The sequence below is a fragment of the Gordonia jinhuaensis genome (genome assembly GCF_014639795.1).
In the GTDB taxonomy this organism is placed as follows: Bacteria; Actinomycetota; Actinomycetes; order Mycobacteriales; family Mycobacteriaceae; genus Gordonia_B; species Gordonia_B jinhuaensis.
Genome location: NZ_BMGC01000003.1, coordinates 170,804 through 188,126 on the forward strand (window position 1 = coordinate 170,804; position 17,323 = coordinate 188,126).

Annotated in this window: 16 protein-coding genes; 14 read left to right on the top strand and 2 right to left on the bottom strand. The window is 67.7% G+C overall.

What is annotated here, in order from left to right:
- Nucleotides 1-8: 8 nt before the first annotated feature.
- A complete protein-coding gene (locus IEW22_RS03435) occupies nucleotides 9-836 on the bottom strand; it encodes a hypothetical protein (RefSeq protein ID WP_188585184.1) in 828 nt (275 codons plus the stop codon).
- Nucleotides 837-995: 159 nt separating this feature from the next.
- Between IEW22_RS03435 and IEW22_RS03440 the strand changes: the two genes are divergently transcribed.
- From IEW22_RS03440 to IEW22_RS03480, 9 genes are all read left to right on the top strand, one after another.
- Nucleotides 996-1,988 (top strand): Ppx/GppA phosphatase family protein, encoded by a 993-nt coding sequence (locus IEW22_RS03440; protein WP_188585185.1) that lies wholly within the window; start codon nucleotides 996-998, stop codon nucleotides 1,986-1,988.
- A 1-nt stretch (nucleotide 1,989) separates the two neighbouring features.
- Entirely contained in the window at nucleotides 1,990-3,738 is a 1,749-nt protein-coding gene (locus IEW22_RS03445; RefSeq protein ID WP_188585186.1) for a hypothetical protein, read from the top strand.
- Between the two features lie 59 nt (nucleotides 3,739-3,797).
- Entirely contained in the window at nucleotides 3,798-4,682 is an 885-nt protein-coding gene (locus IEW22_RS03450; RefSeq protein WP_188585187.1) for a sugar phosphate isomerase/epimerase family protein, read from the top strand.
- 68 nt (nucleotides 4,683-4,750) lie between these two features.
- Nucleotides 4,751-5,650 (top strand): thioesterase family protein, encoded by a 900-nt coding sequence (locus IEW22_RS03455; RefSeq protein ID WP_188585188.1) that lies wholly within the window; start codon nucleotides 4,751-4,753, stop codon nucleotides 5,648-5,650.
- A gap of 60 nt (nucleotides 5,651-5,710) precedes the next feature.
- Complete coding sequence (proC, locus tag IEW22_RS03460) at nucleotides 5,711-6,568, top strand: pyrroline-5-carboxylate reductase (RefSeq protein WP_188585189.1); 858 nt, start codon at nucleotides 5,711-5,713, stop codon at nucleotides 6,566-6,568.
- 280 nt (nucleotides 6,569-6,848) lie between these two features.
- On the top strand, nucleotides 6,849-7,070 hold the full coding sequence (locus IEW22_RS03465) for a helix-turn-helix domain-containing protein (protein ID WP_188585190.1): 222 nt from the start codon (nucleotides 6,849-6,851) through the stop codon (nucleotides 7,068-7,070).
- Between the two features lie 339 nt (nucleotides 7,071-7,409).
- Nucleotides 7,410-7,511, top strand: a complete 102-nt coding sequence (locus IEW22_RS03470) for a 30S ribosomal protein bS22 (protein ID WP_003402602.1) — start codon at nucleotides 7,410-7,412, stop codon at nucleotides 7,509-7,511.
- 197 nt (nucleotides 7,512-7,708) lie between these two features.
- Complete coding sequence (locus IEW22_RS03475) at nucleotides 7,709-8,758, top strand: NAD-dependent epimerase/dehydratase family protein (RefSeq protein WP_188585191.1); 1,050 nt, start codon at nucleotides 7,709-7,711, stop codon at nucleotides 8,756-8,758.
- A 124-nt stretch (nucleotides 8,759-8,882) separates the two neighbouring features.
- Nucleotides 8,883-10,082 (top strand): lysophospholipid acyltransferase family protein, encoded by a 1,200-nt coding sequence (locus tag IEW22_RS03480; protein WP_188585192.1) that lies wholly within the window; start codon nucleotides 8,883-8,885, stop codon nucleotides 10,080-10,082.
- Nucleotides 10,083-10,513: 431 nt separating this feature from the next.
- Here IEW22_RS03480 and IEW22_RS03485 read toward each other — a convergent pair whose 3' ends face one another.
- Nucleotides 10,514-11,821 (bottom strand): HAD family hydrolase, encoded by a 1,308-nt coding sequence (locus tag IEW22_RS03485; RefSeq protein WP_188585261.1) that lies wholly within the window; start codon nucleotides 11,819-11,821, stop codon nucleotides 10,514-10,516.
- Nucleotides 11,822-11,915: 94 nt separating this feature from the next.
- Here IEW22_RS03485 and IEW22_RS03490 point away from each other — a divergent pair, with 94 nt between their 5' ends.
- The 5 genes from IEW22_RS03490 to IEW22_RS03510 all read left to right on the top strand — a co-directional run bounded on the left by IEW22_RS03490 (nucleotide 11,916) and on the right by IEW22_RS03510 (nucleotide 17,283).
- On the top strand, nucleotides 11,916-12,164 hold the full coding sequence (locus IEW22_RS03490) for a glutaredoxin family protein (RefSeq protein ID WP_229742135.1): 249 nt from the start codon (nucleotides 11,916-11,918) through the stop codon (nucleotides 12,162-12,164).
- 105 nt (nucleotides 12,165-12,269) lie between these two features.
- On the top strand, nucleotides 12,270-13,163 hold the full coding sequence (locus IEW22_RS03495; protein ID WP_188585193.1) for a winged-helix domain-containing protein: 894 nt from the start codon (nucleotides 12,270-12,272) through the stop codon (nucleotides 13,161-13,163).
- Nucleotides 13,160-14,530 (top strand): glutamyl-tRNA reductase, encoded by a 1,371-nt coding sequence (locus IEW22_RS03500; RefSeq protein WP_188585194.1) that lies wholly within the window; start codon nucleotides 13,160-13,162, stop codon nucleotides 14,528-14,530. Before IEW22_RS03495 ends, IEW22_RS03500 begins: the two co-directional genes overlap by 4 nt.
- A 96-nt stretch (nucleotides 14,531-14,626) precedes the next feature.
- On the top strand, nucleotides 14,627-15,676 hold the full coding sequence (gene hemC, locus IEW22_RS03505) for a hydroxymethylbilane synthase (protein ID WP_188585263.1): 1,050 nt from the start codon (nucleotides 14,627-14,629) through the stop codon (nucleotides 15,674-15,676).
- On the top strand, nucleotides 15,673-17,283 hold the full coding sequence (locus tag IEW22_RS03510; RefSeq protein ID WP_188585195.1) for a bifunctional uroporphyrinogen-III C-methyltransferase/uroporphyrinogen-III synthase: 1,611 nt from the start codon (nucleotides 15,673-15,675) through the stop codon (nucleotides 17,281-17,283). Before hemC ends, IEW22_RS03510 begins: the two co-directional genes overlap by 4 nt.
- Nucleotides 17,284-17,323: the final 40 nt, after the last annotated feature.

Below are 17,323 nucleotides of genomic sequence, written 5' to 3' on the forward strand. Positions count from 1 at the left end.
GCGCCGCCTCAGTCCGAGAGCTTCTCGTATTTGATGTCGGTGTCGCGGTGGCCGGTGGCGCGTTCGGTCGCCGCGTGTACGGCGATCAGACCGAGCCCGTTGCGGCGCTTGCAGGCCCGGGCGAGTTCGTCGTAGGCGGCTTGTCCGAGCAGTTCGGTGAGCTCGGGGGCGTAGGACTCCCACACCTGGGTGGAGCCCACATGGGCGTCGGGTGAGCTGGTGCAGTACCACGTCAGATCGTGACCGCCCGACCCCCAGCCGCGCCGGTCGTATTCGGTGATGGTGGTCTTGAGCACCTCGGTGCCGTCGGCGAGTTCCACCCACTCCTGCAGCCGCCGGACCGGCAGCTGCCAGCACACGTCGGGTTTGACGGTCAGCGGTTCCAGGCCCTTGCGCAGCGCCATCCGGTGCAGTGCGCATCCGGGGCCGTGCTCGAAGTCGGTGCGATTGTGGAAGATGCACGCACCCTTGTGTAGCCGCGTCTTCAGCGCGGGCTCGTCCTCGAGTTCACCTTCTTCGAGATAGCCGCGCTTGCCCAGCGGGTCCTTGCCCGACCCCTTCTCGTGGAATTGCCAGTCGTCGGCGGTCAGCATCTTCACGGCCTTGGCGAGGCGTTTGCGGTCGTCCTTGTCGGACAGATACGCGCCGTGCGAGCAGCAACCCGCGTCCTCCTGCCCCTCCACGATCCCCTGGCAGGCAGGGGTGCCGAAAACACATGTCCACCGCGACAACAACCAGGTGAGATCGGCGGCGATCAGGTGGTGGGGATCGGCGGGGTCGTAGAACTCGAACCACTCGCGGGGGAAGTCGAGATCGACCTCTGGGGTCGGGGTCATGCGCTGCACCCCGCCCACCGTAGACCGGTCGGACCGCCTGCACCGGACGGGGCGGTGACCTGCCGAGACAGCGCTCTGCCGACCCCGTGGGGGCGTGTCGCATGTGCACTGGGCCACCGTGTCAACGACGGTAACCCGGCGACGCACTAAATTGGACCCGTGCGTTTGGGAGTTCTGGATGTCGGAAGCAACACGGTGCACCTCCTCGTGGTGGATGCCCACCGTGGCGGTCACCCGACCCCGATGAGTTCGACGAAGGCGACGTTGCGCCTCGCCGAGCAGATCGACGATGACGGGCGGCTGACTCGTCGGGGCGCTCAATCGCTGGTCGAGGCGGTCGGTGAGTTCACCGAGATCGCGCTGACGTCGGGGTGCGAGCAGGTGATGGCCTTTGCCACCTCGGCCGTGCGCGACGCCACCAACTGCGACGAGGTGCTGGCCCATGTGCGGGCGACCACCGGCGTCGACGTGGTGGTGCTCAGCGGCGCCAACGAGTCCCGGCTCACCTCGCTGGCCGTCCGTCGCTGGTACGGCTGGAGTGCCGGGCGCATCCTCAACCTCGACATCGGCGGCGGTTCGCTGGAGATGTCCAACGGTGTCGACGAGGAGCCCGACGTGGCGTTGTCGCTGCCGCTGGGTGCGGGCCGGCTGACTCGCGAATGGTTGTCGGAGGACCCGCCCGGACGACGTCGGATCGGCGTGCTGCGCGACTGGCTCGACGCCGAACTGGCCGGTCCGGCCAAAGAACTCCTCGACGCCGGGCGGCCCGACGTCGCGGTCGGCACCTCGAAGACCTTCCGCAGCCTCGCACGACTGACCGGTGCGGCGCCCTCAAGCGCCGGTCCGCGCGTCAAACGCAGCCTCACCACCAGCGGATTGCGTCAGCTGATCTCCTTCATCTCCCGGATGAGCACCGCCGATCGCGCCGAACTCGAAGGCGTCAGCGCCGACCGCGCGGGACAGCTCGTGGCGGGCGCGCTGGTGGCCGAAGCGAGCATGCGCGCGCTGTCGGTCGATACATTGGAGATCTGCCCGTGGGCACTGCGTGAGGGAGTCATCCTGCGCAGACTCGACCGGGAACCGAACGAGAACGCTGCCCGCCTGGACGACGACAGCATCGAAGTCCATGCGGACGCGAGGATGGTGAACTGACGTGGCACGCTCACGCGACCCCGAGTCGCGACCGATCTCGGTCGCCGAACTCCTTGCGCGCAGCGGTGAGAACCCGCCGTCGCAGAGCCGCACGCGCCGGCGCGCGCGTGAGGGGTCGCTGTCGGTCGCCGAACTGACGGGGGAGATCCCGCGGATCAGCAAGGAAGATCTCGAGGCAGCCGATCGTGCGGACGCGCAGGCAGCCGAGGCGCAGGCAGCCGAGGCGCAGGCAGGCTCGACCACCGAATCAGGCCGTCGTCACCGCCGTGCCGCTGAGGCCGGTGAGGCCGGTGACGCCACCGAGACGATCGAGTCCGCGGACTCCGCCGCCGGTGAGACCTCGACACCGGCGCAGGACGCGGTCGTCGGCTCCGACCAGGTGGGTGGTGTCGACACAGACGGCGCTGATACAGACGGCGCTGTTACAGACGGGGAGCGGATCAGCGACGACGCGGCAGACCGGCGCGAGGAGCCGTTCCCGACGTCCGATGATCCGGTGCCCGCGCGTGAGGACACCGAACGCACCGACGAGCCGTTCCCGCATTCGGAGCCACCCGCACCCCAGCCCCCGGTGCAAGAGACGCCGGGTCGGCAGATGCCGGCGTCTCAGGCGAGGCCGATGCCGCCGACCCGCGACATCAGCCAGTCCGAGATCGCCCGGCGGCTCGATCCGCGCGACGACGACTCGGCCGATCAGACGCCCGCCGATGATGCGGCGACCGGAATCATCCCCCGCGTGCGCGGCGACGAATTCGATCCCGCGATCCTCGCCGACGACGATCGCGACACCGACGAATACGACTTCGACCGCTACCGCAACTTCGCCGACGCGCAGACTCCCGACCCTCAGGCCTCGCCAGCTGTGACCAGTGCCGATGTCGGGGTCAAGCGATCGCTGATCTCGCGGCTGTTCGGTCGGGGCGCGCGCACGCAGGCAGCAGCCGGCGCAGCCGAGGCAGCCGACGACACCAGCACGCAGACAACTGGTCGGGCGGCGGTGACCAATCCGCTCGACCGCGCAGGTGTCGTGGACACCGACCACGAGACTCCGGACACCGGGCACGAGAACCCGGAGACCGGACACGCGGAGACGGGGCGCAGGGCGGTCTCGGACACCGAGGTCACCGACCCCGACATCACAGGCGCGGCCGCCGACGAACCGACATCGCGGCGATCGGGCCCCCTGGATCTCTCGGAGTTCGAGCACGAATTCGACGCCGCCGACCGGGCCGAAAGCCACGAGAAGTCAACCGTGTCGGGTCGCCGCACCGGTGCGGACGATCTCCCCGGCGCATCCACCAACTCTGTCGACACCGACGAGGCCGGATCCGACACCGCTGAAACGCCACCATCGGCGCCGGCGGCATTGTCATCAGCCGTCTCGTCCCGGACCGCAGCGTCCTCGACAGCAGGGTCATTCCCAGCCTCGGCGCCGACGGCGGCCACCTCCGACACGACCTCCGGCGATGCCGGTGCCGACACCTCGTCTCCGGGGCGGCAGTGGCTCGTGTTCGTCACCGAGATCGTGCTGGGTGTGGCGGTCGGAGTGGGTCTGTTCTGGGGTTTCACCGAGTTGTGGAAATGGAACGTCTACTTCGCGCTCGTGCTGGCGATCGTGGTGATCTTCGGTCTGGTCACGATGGTGCACATCGTGCGCAAGACGCCTGATCTGCTCACCACGTTCTTGGCGCTGGCCGTGGGGCTGATCGTCACGATTGGTCCCCTTGCTTTCCTCGCCTCCACCAATTAGCCGGCGCGCCAGGTGATCTGGGCCCCCGCGCGACACGCACCGCGTACAGGAGCGATCCGATGAGTGTGGCTGCCGATCGGTCCGACAAGCTCGCCGGTCCCGCCGTACCGATCGGTTTGTCGACGGCCTCGGTGTATCCGCAGAACACCGAGGCCGCATTCGCCTACGCCGCCGACCTGGGTTTCGACGGTGTGGAGCTGATGATCTGGAGCGACCCGGTCAGCCAGGACATCGGCCGGATCGAACAGCTCATGGACGAATACCAGATGCCGGTGCTGTCGATCCATGCGCCGTGTCTGCTGATCTCGCAACGTGTCTGGGGTCGCGACCAGTCGGCGAAACTCGCCCGGTCGGTCGACGCGGCCGAAGACCTCGGCGCCGGTGTGGTGGTGGTTCATCCGCCGTTTCGCTGGCAACGCTCGTACACAGCGCATTTCGCCGATCTCGTCGCCGAGCTCGAAGAGCGTTCAGATGTCGCGGTGGCGGTGGAGAACATGTTCCCGTTGCGGATCGTGGACCGCCTCTTCGCCAGGCGTTCGGCCCGTGAGCGCGCCGCGTCCGGGCAGGGCCCGGGTCGGCATGTGTCCGGCTACGGCACGTCCATCGACCCCACTGATGACGGATTCGCGCACTACACGCTCGACCTGTCGCACACCGCAACCGCCGGCGTCGACGCACTCGCGCTCTATGACCGCATGGGGGATCGGCTGGCGCATCTGCACCTGGCCGACGGGGATGGGTCGGCCGTCGACGAGCATCTGATCCCCGGCGATGGTTCGCAGCCGTGCGAGCAGGTGTGCCGTCGCCTGGTGGAGCGCGGATTCACCGGCGCGGCAGTTCTGGAGGTCACCACGGGTGGTGCCCGCGATCGTCGTGAGCGCAGTGAAATACTCACCAGGGCACTGAGCTTCGCGCGCCGCAACCTCGCTGTCGCCCCGCGCTGAACTCGCCGTCGCCGGCGCTGACATTGCTGTCGGCTCGCAGGTGAACCGCACTCGCAGAAGGAGCGACGATGACTGCATCGAGCCTTGCCGGGCTGTTGACGCTGACCCCGATCGACGTCACCGCCGACCCGGCCACCGCGAATTCGCCGGCCGGCGCACGCCCGGCTCCCGCGGTGTTCTACCGCGCGGTCATCGATCCGGTGTTCACCATCGGGCCGAAGGTGCACGGCGGCACGTTGCAGATGCTCTCGGCGCATGCTGCCGTCGAGGCGCTGGCCGCCACTCGCGACGACGTCGCCGATGTCGCCGATGTCGCTGGCGCACACGATCTGGTCCCCGTGGCCACATCGAGCTCATTCCTGTCTGCTCCCGACCCCGGCGAGGTCACGCTCGCCGTCACGATCCGCAAGGCGGGTCGTCGGGTGTCGGTCGTCGACGTCGACGTGGAGCAGAACGGGCGTACGCAGGTGTCGTCGTCGATCACGGTGAGTTCTCCCGACCCCCGAGGCGGCAGCTACACCGGCGATCTCGCCCTGCGCGCGCTGGCCACCGAGCCCGACTCCGGTGCCGTGGAGGTGAGGAATTCGCCGATCGGTGAGGTCATGCACCTGCATGACGCACTCGAGCTGTGGGTCGACTCCACGTCGATCCCGTTCGCGCGGGGTGAGACAGGGGAGCCGGTGACGCGGTTGTGGACACGTCCGCGTGACGCCGATCCCGACACCGCCTTCGCCATCCTCGCCGGTGACATCTCGATGCCGGTGGTGATGAACATCGGTCGTTTCGGCTGGGCCCCCACCATGCAGCTCACCACCTACGTGCGCCGTCTGCCCGCGCCGGGCTGGCTGCGCATCCAGGCGTCGAGTTCGGAGATCGGTGACGGCTGGTTCGAAGAGGACCACCTGATCATCGACTCCCTCGGTGAGGTGGTCGCGCAGTCGCGGCAGCTGGCACTCCTGCCGCAGTGACACCGCCCGGGCCGGTGTGGGGCTGCGCACGGATACCGGCATGTGGAAGTGTTGCTGATCATGAGTCAACGAATCGCGATCGTCGGCGGCGGACGTATCGGTGAAGCACTTCTGGCGGGCTTGCTCGAATCGGGCACGCAGGTAAAGGATCTCGTGGTCGTCGAGCATTCGGCCGCGCGTGCGGCGGAGATCGCCGACACCTACGGTGTGCTGACCACTGATCTGACGACCGCCGTCGAGGGTGCCTCCGTGGTGGTCGTCGCCGTCAAACCCAAGGACGTCGACGGTGTGATCGAAGCCCTCAGCCGCCTCGACGACGATGACGACCTCGAGCATGTGATCGTCAGTCTCGCTGCGGGCGTGACCATTTCGCACTACGAGAACAAGCTTCCCGCCGGCTTTCCGATCATCCGCGTCATGCCGAATACGGCGATGCTCGTCGGCGAGTCGATGTCGGGTGTGTCGGCGGGGCGATTCGCCTCGCAGGAGAACATCGATCTCGTGGTGGCGATGATGAGCAGTGTCGGCAAGGTGCTCGTGGTACCCGAGAGTCAGATGGATGCGGTCACCGCGATCTCCGGATCCGGTCCGGCCTATGCGTTCTTCCTCGCCGAGGCGATGGTCGACGCGGGCGTGGGACTGGGCCTGACCCGCGCGCAGGCAACCCAACTCGCCGCCCAGACCATCAAGGGTGCGGGCATCCTGCTCACCGACAGTGGCTCGTCGCCAACCGATCTGCGTGCCGCGGTCACCTCGCCGGGCGGCACGACCGCGGCCGCGTTACGCGAGTTCGAACGACACGCCGTGCGCAGCGCTGTCAACGAAGCAGCCTTCGCCTGTGCTGCACGAAGCGCCGAGGGTGCGGGCGGCGCGTCGGCGAGTTCCGAGGGTGCGGCGGTGTCGCCCGACCGGTCCTGAGCAGGGTCGACGTCGGCGGGGCCCGTATGAGGCGAAAATCGGCCCCGCGAGGGTGGAACCTCGACATCTAGTTGAGGTTGTGACCTCGGTTGACGTCGAGCGTGAAGTGGCCCAATGTGGCAGGTAAGGGCGTTGACGTGAGGAAACGCCGCGAGTTATTTGCACTCACGTCGCATCAACCTCACGAGTCACGCTAAGCTCCGTCTAGCACGTGCGTGTCTGATGTCCGCCGGAGGGGAAGCCGGTGGCCGCGACGCGTGCATGGAGGTGTGGAAATTCCATGGCGCCTGCGAGCAAGCCTGGAGAGATAGGCCCCGCCGATGCGGGGTCGCAGTTTCTGACCGTCGCCGAGGTCGCGGCGCTGATGCGTGTCTCGAAGATGACCGTCTACCGACTGGTGCACAGCGGGGAGTTGCCCGCCGTGCGGGTCGGCCGTTCGTTCCGCGTACCCGCCAAAGCGGTGCACGACTACCTGGAGACCTCGTACTTCGACGTGGGCTGAGTCTCGTGAGCCCTCAGCCTCTGGTGGGCTGTCGGCGGTCCGGTGGGTCGTCGGCGGTCCTGTGGGCTGTCGGCGTCGGTCACGCTCCGTGATTCGTCGTGTCCGGCCGCTGGCTCGATCAGGCATCGGTGCAGGTCAGCGGCTAGGTTGCGGTGAGTGACGTGGGGCGATTTCGTTCGTCCGACACCCGCACGGTAATGTGGATGGTCGTTGTGCTGTACGCGCGTCCGTCGGGTTCCCGGCGGTGGTGGGGGCGGCACATGCACCAGATGCATACCGGCCGTCGCGGCCGGACGAGTGAAATTGGCCGCCAGGCCCGGATCGTGAGGAAGTGCGCCGATGGGTTCCGTCATCAAGAAGCGCCGCAAGCGTATGTCGAAGAAGAAGCACCGCAAGCTGCTTCGTCGTACGCGCGTGCAGCGTAGAAAACTCGGTAAGTGAGTTGCGGGTCGGCCTGACGGCCGGCCGGTAACTCGTCACCGTCACCAGCGGCCTGTCCCTTGTCGGGACGGGCCGTTGTGCTGTCCGCGTCATTCGGCTCGCCGGCGTCGGAGCCGCCGGGGAGGCGTCGTGACCGGTGCGAATTCATACGATCGTTCGCTGCGAGGAATCGGGTCCGGCGAACTATGGTGGGCGACATGACTGTTGCCGCGGAGCGCCCACGTGTGGTGATGGTCACCGGTGCCGCGACGTTTCTCGGCGGCTATCTGATCCGCCGGATGGCACGTAACCCCGACATCGAGCGGGTGCTCGCGATCGACTCCCGTGCGCCGAGCAAGGACATGATCCGCCGGATGGGTCGGGCGGAGTTCGTGCGTGTCGACATCCGGCGCAGTGCAATCAGCAAGCTGATGGATGCCGAGTCGGTTGACACCGTGGTCCATGCGGCAACGTCGGTGATGGACACCACCTCGCACACCACCGCGATCAAAGAACTCAACGTCATCGGGACCATGCAGCTGTGTGCGGCCTGTCAGCGCAGCCCCACGGTGAAGCGGGTGGTCATGCGCTCGTCGGGGATGGTCTACGGGTCGAGCTCGCGCGATCCCTCGCACATGTCCGAAGACGATGTGCCGGCCGTCGACCCGCGGAGCGGATACGGACGCGACCTCGTGGACATCGAGTCGTATATGCGCGGGCTGTCGAGGCGTCGTCCCGACATGACCGTGACCATCCTGCGGCCTGCGGCGATCCTCGGACCTCGGATCCACACCCGGATCAGCCGCTACCTCAGCTCACCGGTGATCCCCACGGCGATGGGTTTCGAACCTCGGCTGCAGTTCCTGCACGAGGAGGACGCCCTCGCCGCTATGGAGCATGCGACGCTGGCCGGGGTGCCCGGGACGTTCAACGTCGCCGCAGAGGGCGCGGTCACCCTGACTCAGGCCCTGCGGCGGTGTGGGCGATTGCAGATGCCCGTTCCGCAGCCGATGCTCGGGACCGTCGCCGGAGTGCTGCGCGGACTGAAGTTGGCGCGCATCCAGGGCGATGAGGGCGGCTACCTCACGTTCGGACGGGTTCTCGACACCACGCGCATGCGCACGGAACTCGGGTTCGCGCCGACGCACACCTCCTCGGAGACGCTCGACGACTTCATCGCCCGACGCGGGGTGGAGCCGATCCTCCCGCCGGAGTTCTGGCACTCGGTGGAGGGTGGCGTGCGACGCGTCGCCGACCGAATTGCCTGAAGGGTAACGGGGACAGTGCATTTCAGGTCTGGCGAGAATACGCCTGGCCACAGCCGTACAATCTGAGCACAGTGATCTCGCATACACAGTCGGTCAGAGTCAGCGTGTGGAAAGGGGGTGGGTGATGGCGAACGGTGGCGGTGTACCGGACGAGCGTACGGGCAAGGTGATCCAGCTCTACGCCACACCCGAGACCCCCTCGAGGGAGCAGGTGCGCAGGCGTCATCCCTCGCAGCAAGCTGTGGCCCGCCCGGGTGGTGCTCGTCCGGGCGGTGATGTCGCGTCTCGTCGCCGGACGGGTGCCGACGGACGTTCCGGCAGTGACGGTGCTCCCGAAAGAGCAACGAAGGCAGGCGAATCCAGGCGCCCGACGGCCGCCGAGATCGCTTCGGGTGCGGTCACCCCGATCAGTGAGGACGTCGCACTGCACGGTGAGATCGCCGAGGCCGGCAGTCGCGGTGGCGGCATCCTCGGTGGGTTGCGCGGCGCGGTGGCGGGCAGCCTCACCTCGACGGCGTCCTTCGTGCGTGAGCGGCTCACCGGTGAATACGAGATCGACGATTTCGGATTCGACGAGCACTTCGCCGACAACATCGTGCTGCCCACGCTGCGAGTCCTGTTCGACAAGTGGTTCCACGTGGAGGTCACCGGAGCCGAGAACCTGCCGCTCGAGCGGGGCGCGCTGCTGGTCGCCAATCACGCCGGGACCTTGCCGCTGGATGCCTTGATGACAACGGTCGCCGTCCACGACCACCATCCGCGCAATCGACATCTGCGGATCCTCGCCGCTGACCTGGCATTCGAGTCGCCGTTCGTCAGTGAGATCGCGCGCAGCACCGGCGCAACGCTGGCATGCGTTCCCGACGCCGAGCGTCTGCTCGAGTCCGGTGAGCTCACCGCCGTGTGGCCCGAGGGCTACAAGGGGCTCGGCAAACCGTATCGGGACCGCTACAAGCTGCAGCGGTACGGTCGCGGTGGATTCGTCACCACCGCGCTGCGGACGGGTGTGCCGATCATCCCGGTCTCGATCGTCGGCTCGGAGGAAATCTATCCGAAGATCGGCGATCTCAAACCGCTTGCGCGCCTTCTGGGTTTCCCGTACTTCCCGGTCACGCCGACGTTCCCGCTACTCGGTCCGCTGGGCGTGATCCCACTCCCGTCGCGCTGGCACATCCACTTCGGTCAGCCGATCGAGACCGCACGCTTCGACGACCAGGCAGCCGACGACCCGATGGTGGTCTTCGACCTCACCGACGAGGTCCGCGAGGACATCCAGCAGACCCTCTACCGCATGCTCTCGCGTCGCGATCGAGTGTGGTTCTGACGGTTTCCCGTCCCGTTCGAGGTTGTCGGGTGCGACCGTTCACGTGTTGGGTCGTGTTGCCGCTGGCTTGGTGAACTGGTTGCGCCTGTACGAAGTGGTTACGGCTGTCGTGTATCTGCCGATGAACTGGTCGCGCGGATCGTGTCCGCCCGTGAACTGGTTGCGCCTGATGTGTGTCCGTCGGTGAACTGGTTGCGCGGACCGTGTCCGCCCGTGAACTGGTCGCGCCTGTACGAACTGGTCGCGTCTGACCTCCCGCATCCAGTTCTGGTAGATGCATCCATTGCAAAGGATGCATCGACCAGAAAAGGATGCGTGGACACGGACGCAACCAGTTTCTACGGACGCAACCAGTTCTTACGCATGCAACCAGTTCGTATGGACGCAACCAGTTCTGAAATGGACTCAGAACCTCTACGGCGCAACCGAATTCAGCGTTTGAGGTGGCGCAGGGCGACTGCGGCACCACCGCCGGCGGCACCGAGTGCGAATGCGGCGGGGACGCCGACCTTGGCGGCCTTGCGGGCGGTGCGGTAGTCGCGGATCTCCCAGCCTCGGACCTTGGCGACCTGACGCAGATCGGCGTCCGGGTTGATCGCGACGGCGGTGCCGGTCAGAGACAGCATCGGGACGTCATTGTGCGAGTCGCTGTAGGCGGTGCACCGGGCGAGGTTGAGTCCCTCGCGCACGGCGAGAGTGCGCACGGCGTGGGCCTTGGCCTGGCCGTGCAGGATGTCGCCGACCAGTCGCCCGGTGAACACGCCGTCGACACTCTCGGCAACCGTGCCGAGCGCACCGGTGAGCCCCAGGCGATCGGCAATGGTCTGGGCGAGTTCGAGCGGGGTGGCGGTCACCAGCCACACCTGCTGACCGGCGTCGAGGTGCATCTGCGCCAGCGTGCGGGTCCCAGGCCAGATCTTGTCGGCGATGTACTCGTCGTAGATTTCCTCGCCGAGCGCGACCAGCTCGTCGACGCGTCGACCGGCGATGAACGACAGGGCCTTGTCGCGACCCTCGGCGACGTCATCGGGGTTCTCCCGACCGGTGATGCGGAATTTTGCCTGCACCCACGCGAAATTGAGGATATCGCTGTAGGTGAAGTACTTGTGTGCGGCGAGGCCACGCGCGAAGTGCACGATCGACGCACCCTGCACGAGGGTGTTGTCGACGTCGAAGAAGGCGGCTGCGGTGAGATCCTTGGGGACCTCACCGGGTACTCCGGGCTCATCGAATTCGGTTCCGGGAGAGGTGGTCTCGCCGCGTTCGAGCAGTTTCTCGTAGGCTGCCATGGCACTCGCCTCGCCGGCGAGTGAGGCACGCAGCTGCGCGGGCGACTGACGGAAGCGTCCCTCGGACATGATCCGGCGCGGCAGTTTCGCCCGTGCGGTCAGCCAGGTGGCGACTGTCGATGTGGTGTCGTCGTCCTCGGGCTGCTCGTCCTCGAACTGCTCGACGATCTCGACCTCGACGACGCTGATGTCGTCCCCCTCGACCGATCCGCCCTCGGCCGGCCCACTCTCCACCGACGCGTCCTCGACCTGACCGTGGTCGTCGCCGGTCTCCTCCGCCCCGGTTGCCTGGACTCCGGGCTCGGTGACGTCAGGGGATTCGGTGACGTCAGGGGATTCAGGGACATCGGGGGATGCCGACTCCGTGTTGCGCGGCTCGGGATCCACGAACCCCTCGTCGGACACGTTCTCGTCCGGACTCGAGCCGTCGGTCACGTCGTCACCTCCCATCGACACGTGACCACACTAGTTCAGCGACCCGACAGCAGTCGCTCGGATCGCCGGGCCCGATGTCGGCCCGATCGGCGCATGCCAGACTGGCAGCGTGCGAATCACGTTGATGAGCAGGGCCGGGTGTCATACCTGTGAGGTGGCACTCGCCGACATCACCCCCATTGCCGCCGAATTCGGCGTCGCGCTCGAGGTGATCGACGTCGACCGTGCGCTCGATCCGGAGATCAAGGTCGAGTACGGCGATCTCGTCCCAGTGGTGCTGCTCGACGGCGAACAACACAGCTGCTGGGGTGTGGATCCCGACGAGTTGCGCGCCGACCTGGCCGCCGCGCTGCGCTGAACCCCGACAGACCCCCGGCCGCACAACGCGACATACCGCGCCAGCCTCTCCGGCCGCCCGCGTCTTTTTGTGAAGACATTCACAAGCGGTATACCCTCGACAGCCATGGCGGGAGTATCCGAGACGCGTGGCACCGTGGCCACAGCAGCCGTACCGCCGCACCTGGGCCCGCGCGCCGCGTCGGCGTCGGTGACCGCACGTCCCGCACGCGGTGAGGCCCGCCTCGACACCGCTGAGATCCCGTCGGCATCCGTGGCTCGGCTGGCGTCCTACCTGCACGTTCTGCGTGCACTCGGACGTGAGGGAGCGATGATCGTGTCGAGTTCCCAGCTGGCCACGGCCGCGTCGGTGAACCCCGCGATCCTGCGGAAAGACCTCTCTTACATCGGCGCCAACGGCGTGCGCGGCGTGGGATATGACGTGGCGCGACTGACGGCCCGGATCTCTCTGGCACTGCATGCCACCGGTGAATTCCGCGTCGCCCTCGCCGGTGCCGGTGTGCTCGCACGCATGCTGATGGCGCACACTGGGCCGGGGCGTGGGTTCGAGGTCGTCGCGATGTTCGACTCCGATCCCGCCGAGATCGGCCGTCGGTATTCGATGCGCCGACAGACGTATGCGGAGGCGCGAGCAGATGAGTCGATCGGTTCGGGTGCCGACCAGACGGTTCCCGACGAGGTCGTCGTCGAGCCGATGGACGACATCGCGCGAGTGTGCGACGTCGCCGGGGTCGACATCGCTGTGATCGCCACCGCTGACGACACGGCGCAGGCCGCCTGCGATGCATTCGCAGGCGCCGGCGTGCGCCAGATGCTGAACATGACGAGTGTGCCGGTGCGCGTCCCCGACCATGTGGTCGTGCGACCCGTCGACATCGGATTGGAGCTGCAGGTGCTGGCTTTCGACGCCTCCCGTGCCACGAACCCCGCGGTTGATGCCGGGGCGGATGAACGCGCCGCGAGCGCGGGCACCTCCGGCGTCGGGGCGGCACTGCGATGAGCGTCTTCCTCTTCGGCGTCTCCCACCGCAGTGCGCCGGTTCCGGTACTCGAGCGCCTCGCCGTCGACGAGCACGACCGCGCCAAGGTCGCCGACAAGCTGCTGGCCACCCCGCAGATCTCCGAGGTGATGGTGGTCTCCACCTGCAACCGCGTGGAGATCTATGCGGTGGTCGATGCATTCCACCCCGCGCTGGAGGCCGTCGGTGAGGTGATCGGCGAGTACTCGGGTATGGACGTCAACGAGATGACCCGCTATGCCTACGTGCGCTACTCCGAGGCCGCGGTCGAGCACCTGTTCACCGTCGCAGCCGGACTCGATTCGCTGGTGGTCGGCGAGCAGCAGATCCTCGGTCAGATCCGATCGGCCTATGCCAGCGCCGACGCGACCCAGAGCGCTGGTCGCGCGCTGCACGAACTGGCGCAGCAGGCCCTGCACGTGGGTAAACGCGTTCACAGCGAGACCGGTATCGACCGCGCGGGTGCGTCGGTGGTCTCGGTTGCGCTGTCGAAGGCCGAATCGGCACTCGCCGACTCACCGGCCGGTGCGGACACGTTGCCGTCGGGTCGGATCCGCTCGGCCGTGGTGCTCGGCGCCGGCGCGATGGGTGGGCTGGCAGCGGCCCATCTCGCCCGGGCCGGTGTGGCGGAGCTGACGCTGGTCAACCGCACGTTCTCCAACGCCGAGAATCTCGCCCGCAACGTTTCCGCCAAACACGACGTCGCTGCGCGGGCCCGTCATATCGACGACCTCGCTGACGCGATGCGTGAGGCCGACGTGCTCGTGACGTGCACCGGGGCCATCGGCTCGGTGGTCGGGGTGGGTGAGGTGCACTCGGCCCTGGCCTCTCGTACGCGCACCTCGCCGCTGGTGATCTGCGATCTGGGCCTGCCGCGCAACGTCGACGCCGCCGCCGGTCGACTGCCGGGGGTGCAGCTGATCGACATCGAGTCGCTGCGCGGTGACGCCGGGACCCACGCCGCCTCGGCGGAGACCACCGCCGCGCGGGGCATCGTCGCCGACGAGCTCGCCGCCTACCTGACCGCACAGCGACAGGCCGAGGTCACCCCGACGGTGACCGCCCTGCGTCAGCGTGCGGCCGAGGTGGTCGAGGCCGAGATGATGCGCCTGGAGGGTCGGCTTCCCGACCTCGACGACACCCAGCGCGACGAGGTCGCCAAGACCGTCCGGCGAGTGGTCGACAAGCTGCTGCACGCCCCGACCGTGCGGGTCAAGCAGCTCGCGTCCACACCCAACGGCGAGAACTATGCCGAGGCGCTGCGCGAACTGTTCGAGCTCAAACCCGGTGCCGCCGAGGCCGTCTCGGCGTCGGACACCGCGCTGGGCAACTCCGAGACCCGAGGCTGACCACCGCGCCCGCCCGCCCGGTTTGACAATCCGGGGTGCGGGGGCGTGCACCATACACTGAGCGGGATTCGTCATTTCGGGCAGGGTGCGGGTACGGTGCATGACGTGGCTGAACAGACAATTCGCATCGGAACCCGCGGATCATTATTGGCCACCACTCAAGCCGGTACCGTGCGCGATGCGCTCATCGCCGCCGGACATCCCGCCGAGCTGGTCATCATCACCACCCCGGGCGATCTCTCGGCCGAACCGGTGGCCAAGATCGGCGTCGGCGTGTTCACCTCGGCGCTGCGCAGTGCGCTGACCGCAGGCGAGATCGACGTCGCGGTCCACTCCTACAAGGACCTTCCGACTGCCGGCGAGCCCGGTCTGACGATCGCGGCCGTGCCGACGCGCGAGGATCCGCGAGACGCACTGGTCAGCAGTGGTGGCAGGGTTCTGGGAGAGCTGCCCCCGGGATCGGTGGTCGGCACCTCGGCTCCCCGCCGGGCCGCACAGCTTAGGGCATCGGGTCTCGGTTTGGAAATCCGCCCCCTGCGAGGCAACCTTGACACTCGGTTGGGCAAAGTCGCGAGCGGTGAGCTCGACGCCATCGTGATCGCCCGAGCCGGTCTGGTCCGGCTCGGACGCGAGAACGAGGTCGCCGAGTCCTTCGACCCGGCGGTACTGCTGCCGGCACCCGCACAGGGCGCGCTGGCCGTGGAGTGCCGCTCCGATGATGCCGAACTGGTGAGCATTCTCGCCGAGTTGGACGATGCCCCCACCAGGGCGGCGATCGACGCCGAGCGCGCGGTGCTGGCGACTCTGGAAGCCGGGTGCACCGCACCCGTCGGTGCGATCGCCGACGTCGTGGAATCGATCGACGAGAGCGGCCGCATCTTCACGGAGCTGTCGCTGCGCGCGATCGTCGCGGCGGTGGACGGATCCGACACGATCAAGGCCTCGGTCGTCGGATCGGTCGACAGGGCCGCTGAACTCGGCAAGGAACTTGCCGCCGAGCTGCTCGATCTCGGCGCCGCCGAACTGGTCGCCCTCGCCGACGACGAGCAGGCGACCGACGGCGACGCACACCGAGTGGACTCATCACAAGCCGCTCCCGACGGGGGAGTGGACGCCCGAACTGGGCAGGAGAACGAAAACGCATGAGCCGTACGACGAAGAAGACCACACCCGGCCGCATCCTGTTCGTGGGGGCCGGACCCGGCGATCCCGCCCTGCTGACGATTCGTGCCCGAAGCATCATCGAGACCGCGACCAGCGTGTTCGTCGATCCCGATGTGCCTGCCGGCGTACTCGAACTCGTCGGTGTGGGCCAGGACGGGCCCAAACAACCCGAGCCGACCTCCAAGCGCACCCCGGAGGAGCCCGAGGAGCAGGAGCAGTCCTCGGTGATCCAGCCGGCACTCGGTGATCCCGGTGAGGTCGCCAAGGCGCTGATCGCCGCGGCGAAGGCCGGTGAGGACGTGGTCCGGCTGGTCGCCGGAGACCCTCTGACCGCCGACTCGGTGATGAACGAGGTCAACGCCGTCGCGCGCACCTCGGTGGTGTTCGAGGTGGTCCCCGGACTCTCCTCACACGCCGCGGTTCCCACCTACGCGGGCACCCCGCTGGGCTCCACCCACACCGTCGCCGACGTCCGTTCGGGTGTCGACTGGTCGGCGCTGGCTGCCGCCCCGGCGCCCCTGGTGTTGCACGCGACCGCCGGACATCTCGCCGAGATTGCCAGTGAGCTGACCGAACACGGTGTGGCACCCCAGACCCCGGCATCGCTGACGGTCGGCGGGACCACCACCAACCAGCGCACCATCGAAGCCACACTGGCCACGCTCAACGACAACGGTGCCGACCTGCAGGGCCCGTTGGTGGTGACGATCGGCAAGATCGCCTCCGGTCGTGGCCGGCTGAACTGGTGGGAGTCGCGTCCGCTGTACGGCTGGACCGTGCTGGTGCCGCGCACCAAGGATCAGGCCGGCGACATGAGCGACCGCCTCGGTGTACACGGTGCGGTGGCCAAGGAGGTTCCGACCATCGCCGTCGAGCCGCCCCGCAGCCCCGCCCAGATGGAGCGCGCGGTCAAGGGTCTCGTCGACGGTCGTTACCAGTGGGTGGTGTTCACCTCCACCAACGCGGTCAAGGCCGTCTGGGAGAAGTTCGACGAATTCGGTTTGGACGCACGCGCTTTCAGCGGCGTGAAGATCGCCTGTGTCGGTGAGGCCACCGCCGCCAAGGTGCGCTCGTTCGGTATCAACCCCGAGCTGGTGCCATCCGGTGAGCAGTCCTCCCTCGGCCTGCTCGCCGACTTCCCGCCCTATGACGACGTTTTCGACCCGGTGAACCGAGTTCTGTTGCCCCGCGCCGACATCGCCACCGAGACGCTCTCGGAGGGTCTGCGTGAGCGCGGCTGGGAGATCGACGACGTGACCGCCTACCGGACGGTGCGCGCAGCACCGCCGCCCGCGGAGACCCGCGAGATGATCAAGACCGGCGGATTCGACGCGGTCTGTTTCACCTCGAGTTCCACGGTCCGCAACCTCGTGGGTATCGCCGGAAAGCCGCACGCGCGCACCATCGTTGCGTGCATCGGACCGAAGACGGCCGAGACCGCAATCGAATTCGGGTTGCGTGTGGACGTGCAGCCCGAGAGTGCGTCGATCTGCGAACTCGTCGACGCGCTCGCCGAGCACGCCGCGCGACTGCGCGCCGAGGGCACGCTGCCCCCGCCGCGTAAGAAGGCCCGTCGCTCGCGTTCCTAGTTCGCGAGTCGCCGCCCGTTCACGCCGCGTCGTGTGACGC

Excerpts from the sequence above, each read along its gene's own strand:
- IEW22_RS03435 (WP_188585184.1), bottom strand. The coding sequence starts at position 836 with ATGACCCCGACCCCAGAGGTCGATCTCGACTTCCCCCGCGAGTGGTTC.
- IEW22_RS03450 (WP_188585187.1), top strand. The coding sequence starts at position 3,798 with ATGAGTGTGGCTGCCGATCGGTCCGACAAGCTCGCCGGTCCCGCCGTA.
- IEW22_RS03455 (WP_188585188.1), top strand. The coding sequence starts at position 4,751 with ATGACTGCATCGAGCCTTGCCGGGCTGTTGACGCTGACCCCGATCGAC.
- proC (WP_188585189.1), top strand. The coding sequence starts at position 5,711 with ATGAGTCAACGAATCGCGATCGTCGGCGGCGGACGTATCGGTGAAGCA.
- IEW22_RS03465 (WP_188585190.1), top strand. The coding sequence starts at position 6,849 with ATGGCGCCTGCGAGCAAGCCTGGAGAGATAGGCCCCGCCGATGCGGGG.
- IEW22_RS03470 (WP_003402602.1), top strand. The coding sequence starts at position 7,410 with ATGGGTTCCGTCATCAAGAAGCGCCGCAAGCGTATGTCGAAGAAGAAG.
- IEW22_RS03475 (WP_188585191.1), top strand. The coding sequence starts at position 7,709 with ATGACTGTTGCCGCGGAGCGCCCACGTGTGGTGATGGTCACCGGTGCC.
- IEW22_RS03480 (WP_188585192.1), top strand. The coding sequence starts at position 8,883 with ATGGCGAACGGTGGCGGTGTACCGGACGAGCGTACGGGCAAGGTGATC.
- IEW22_RS03485 (WP_188585261.1), bottom strand. The coding sequence starts at position 11,821 with ATGGGAGGTGACGACGTGACCGACGGCTCGAGTCCGGACGAGAACGTG.
- IEW22_RS03495 (WP_188585193.1), top strand. The coding sequence starts at position 12,270 with ATGGCGGGAGTATCCGAGACGCGTGGCACCGTGGCCACAGCAGCCGTA.
- IEW22_RS03500 (WP_188585194.1), top strand. The coding sequence starts at position 13,160 with ATGAGCGTCTTCCTCTTCGGCGTCTCCCACCGCAGTGCGCCGGTTCCG.
- IEW22_RS03510 (WP_188585195.1), top strand. The coding sequence starts at position 15,673 with ATGAGCCGTACGACGAAGAAGACCACACCCGGCCGCATCCTGTTCGTG.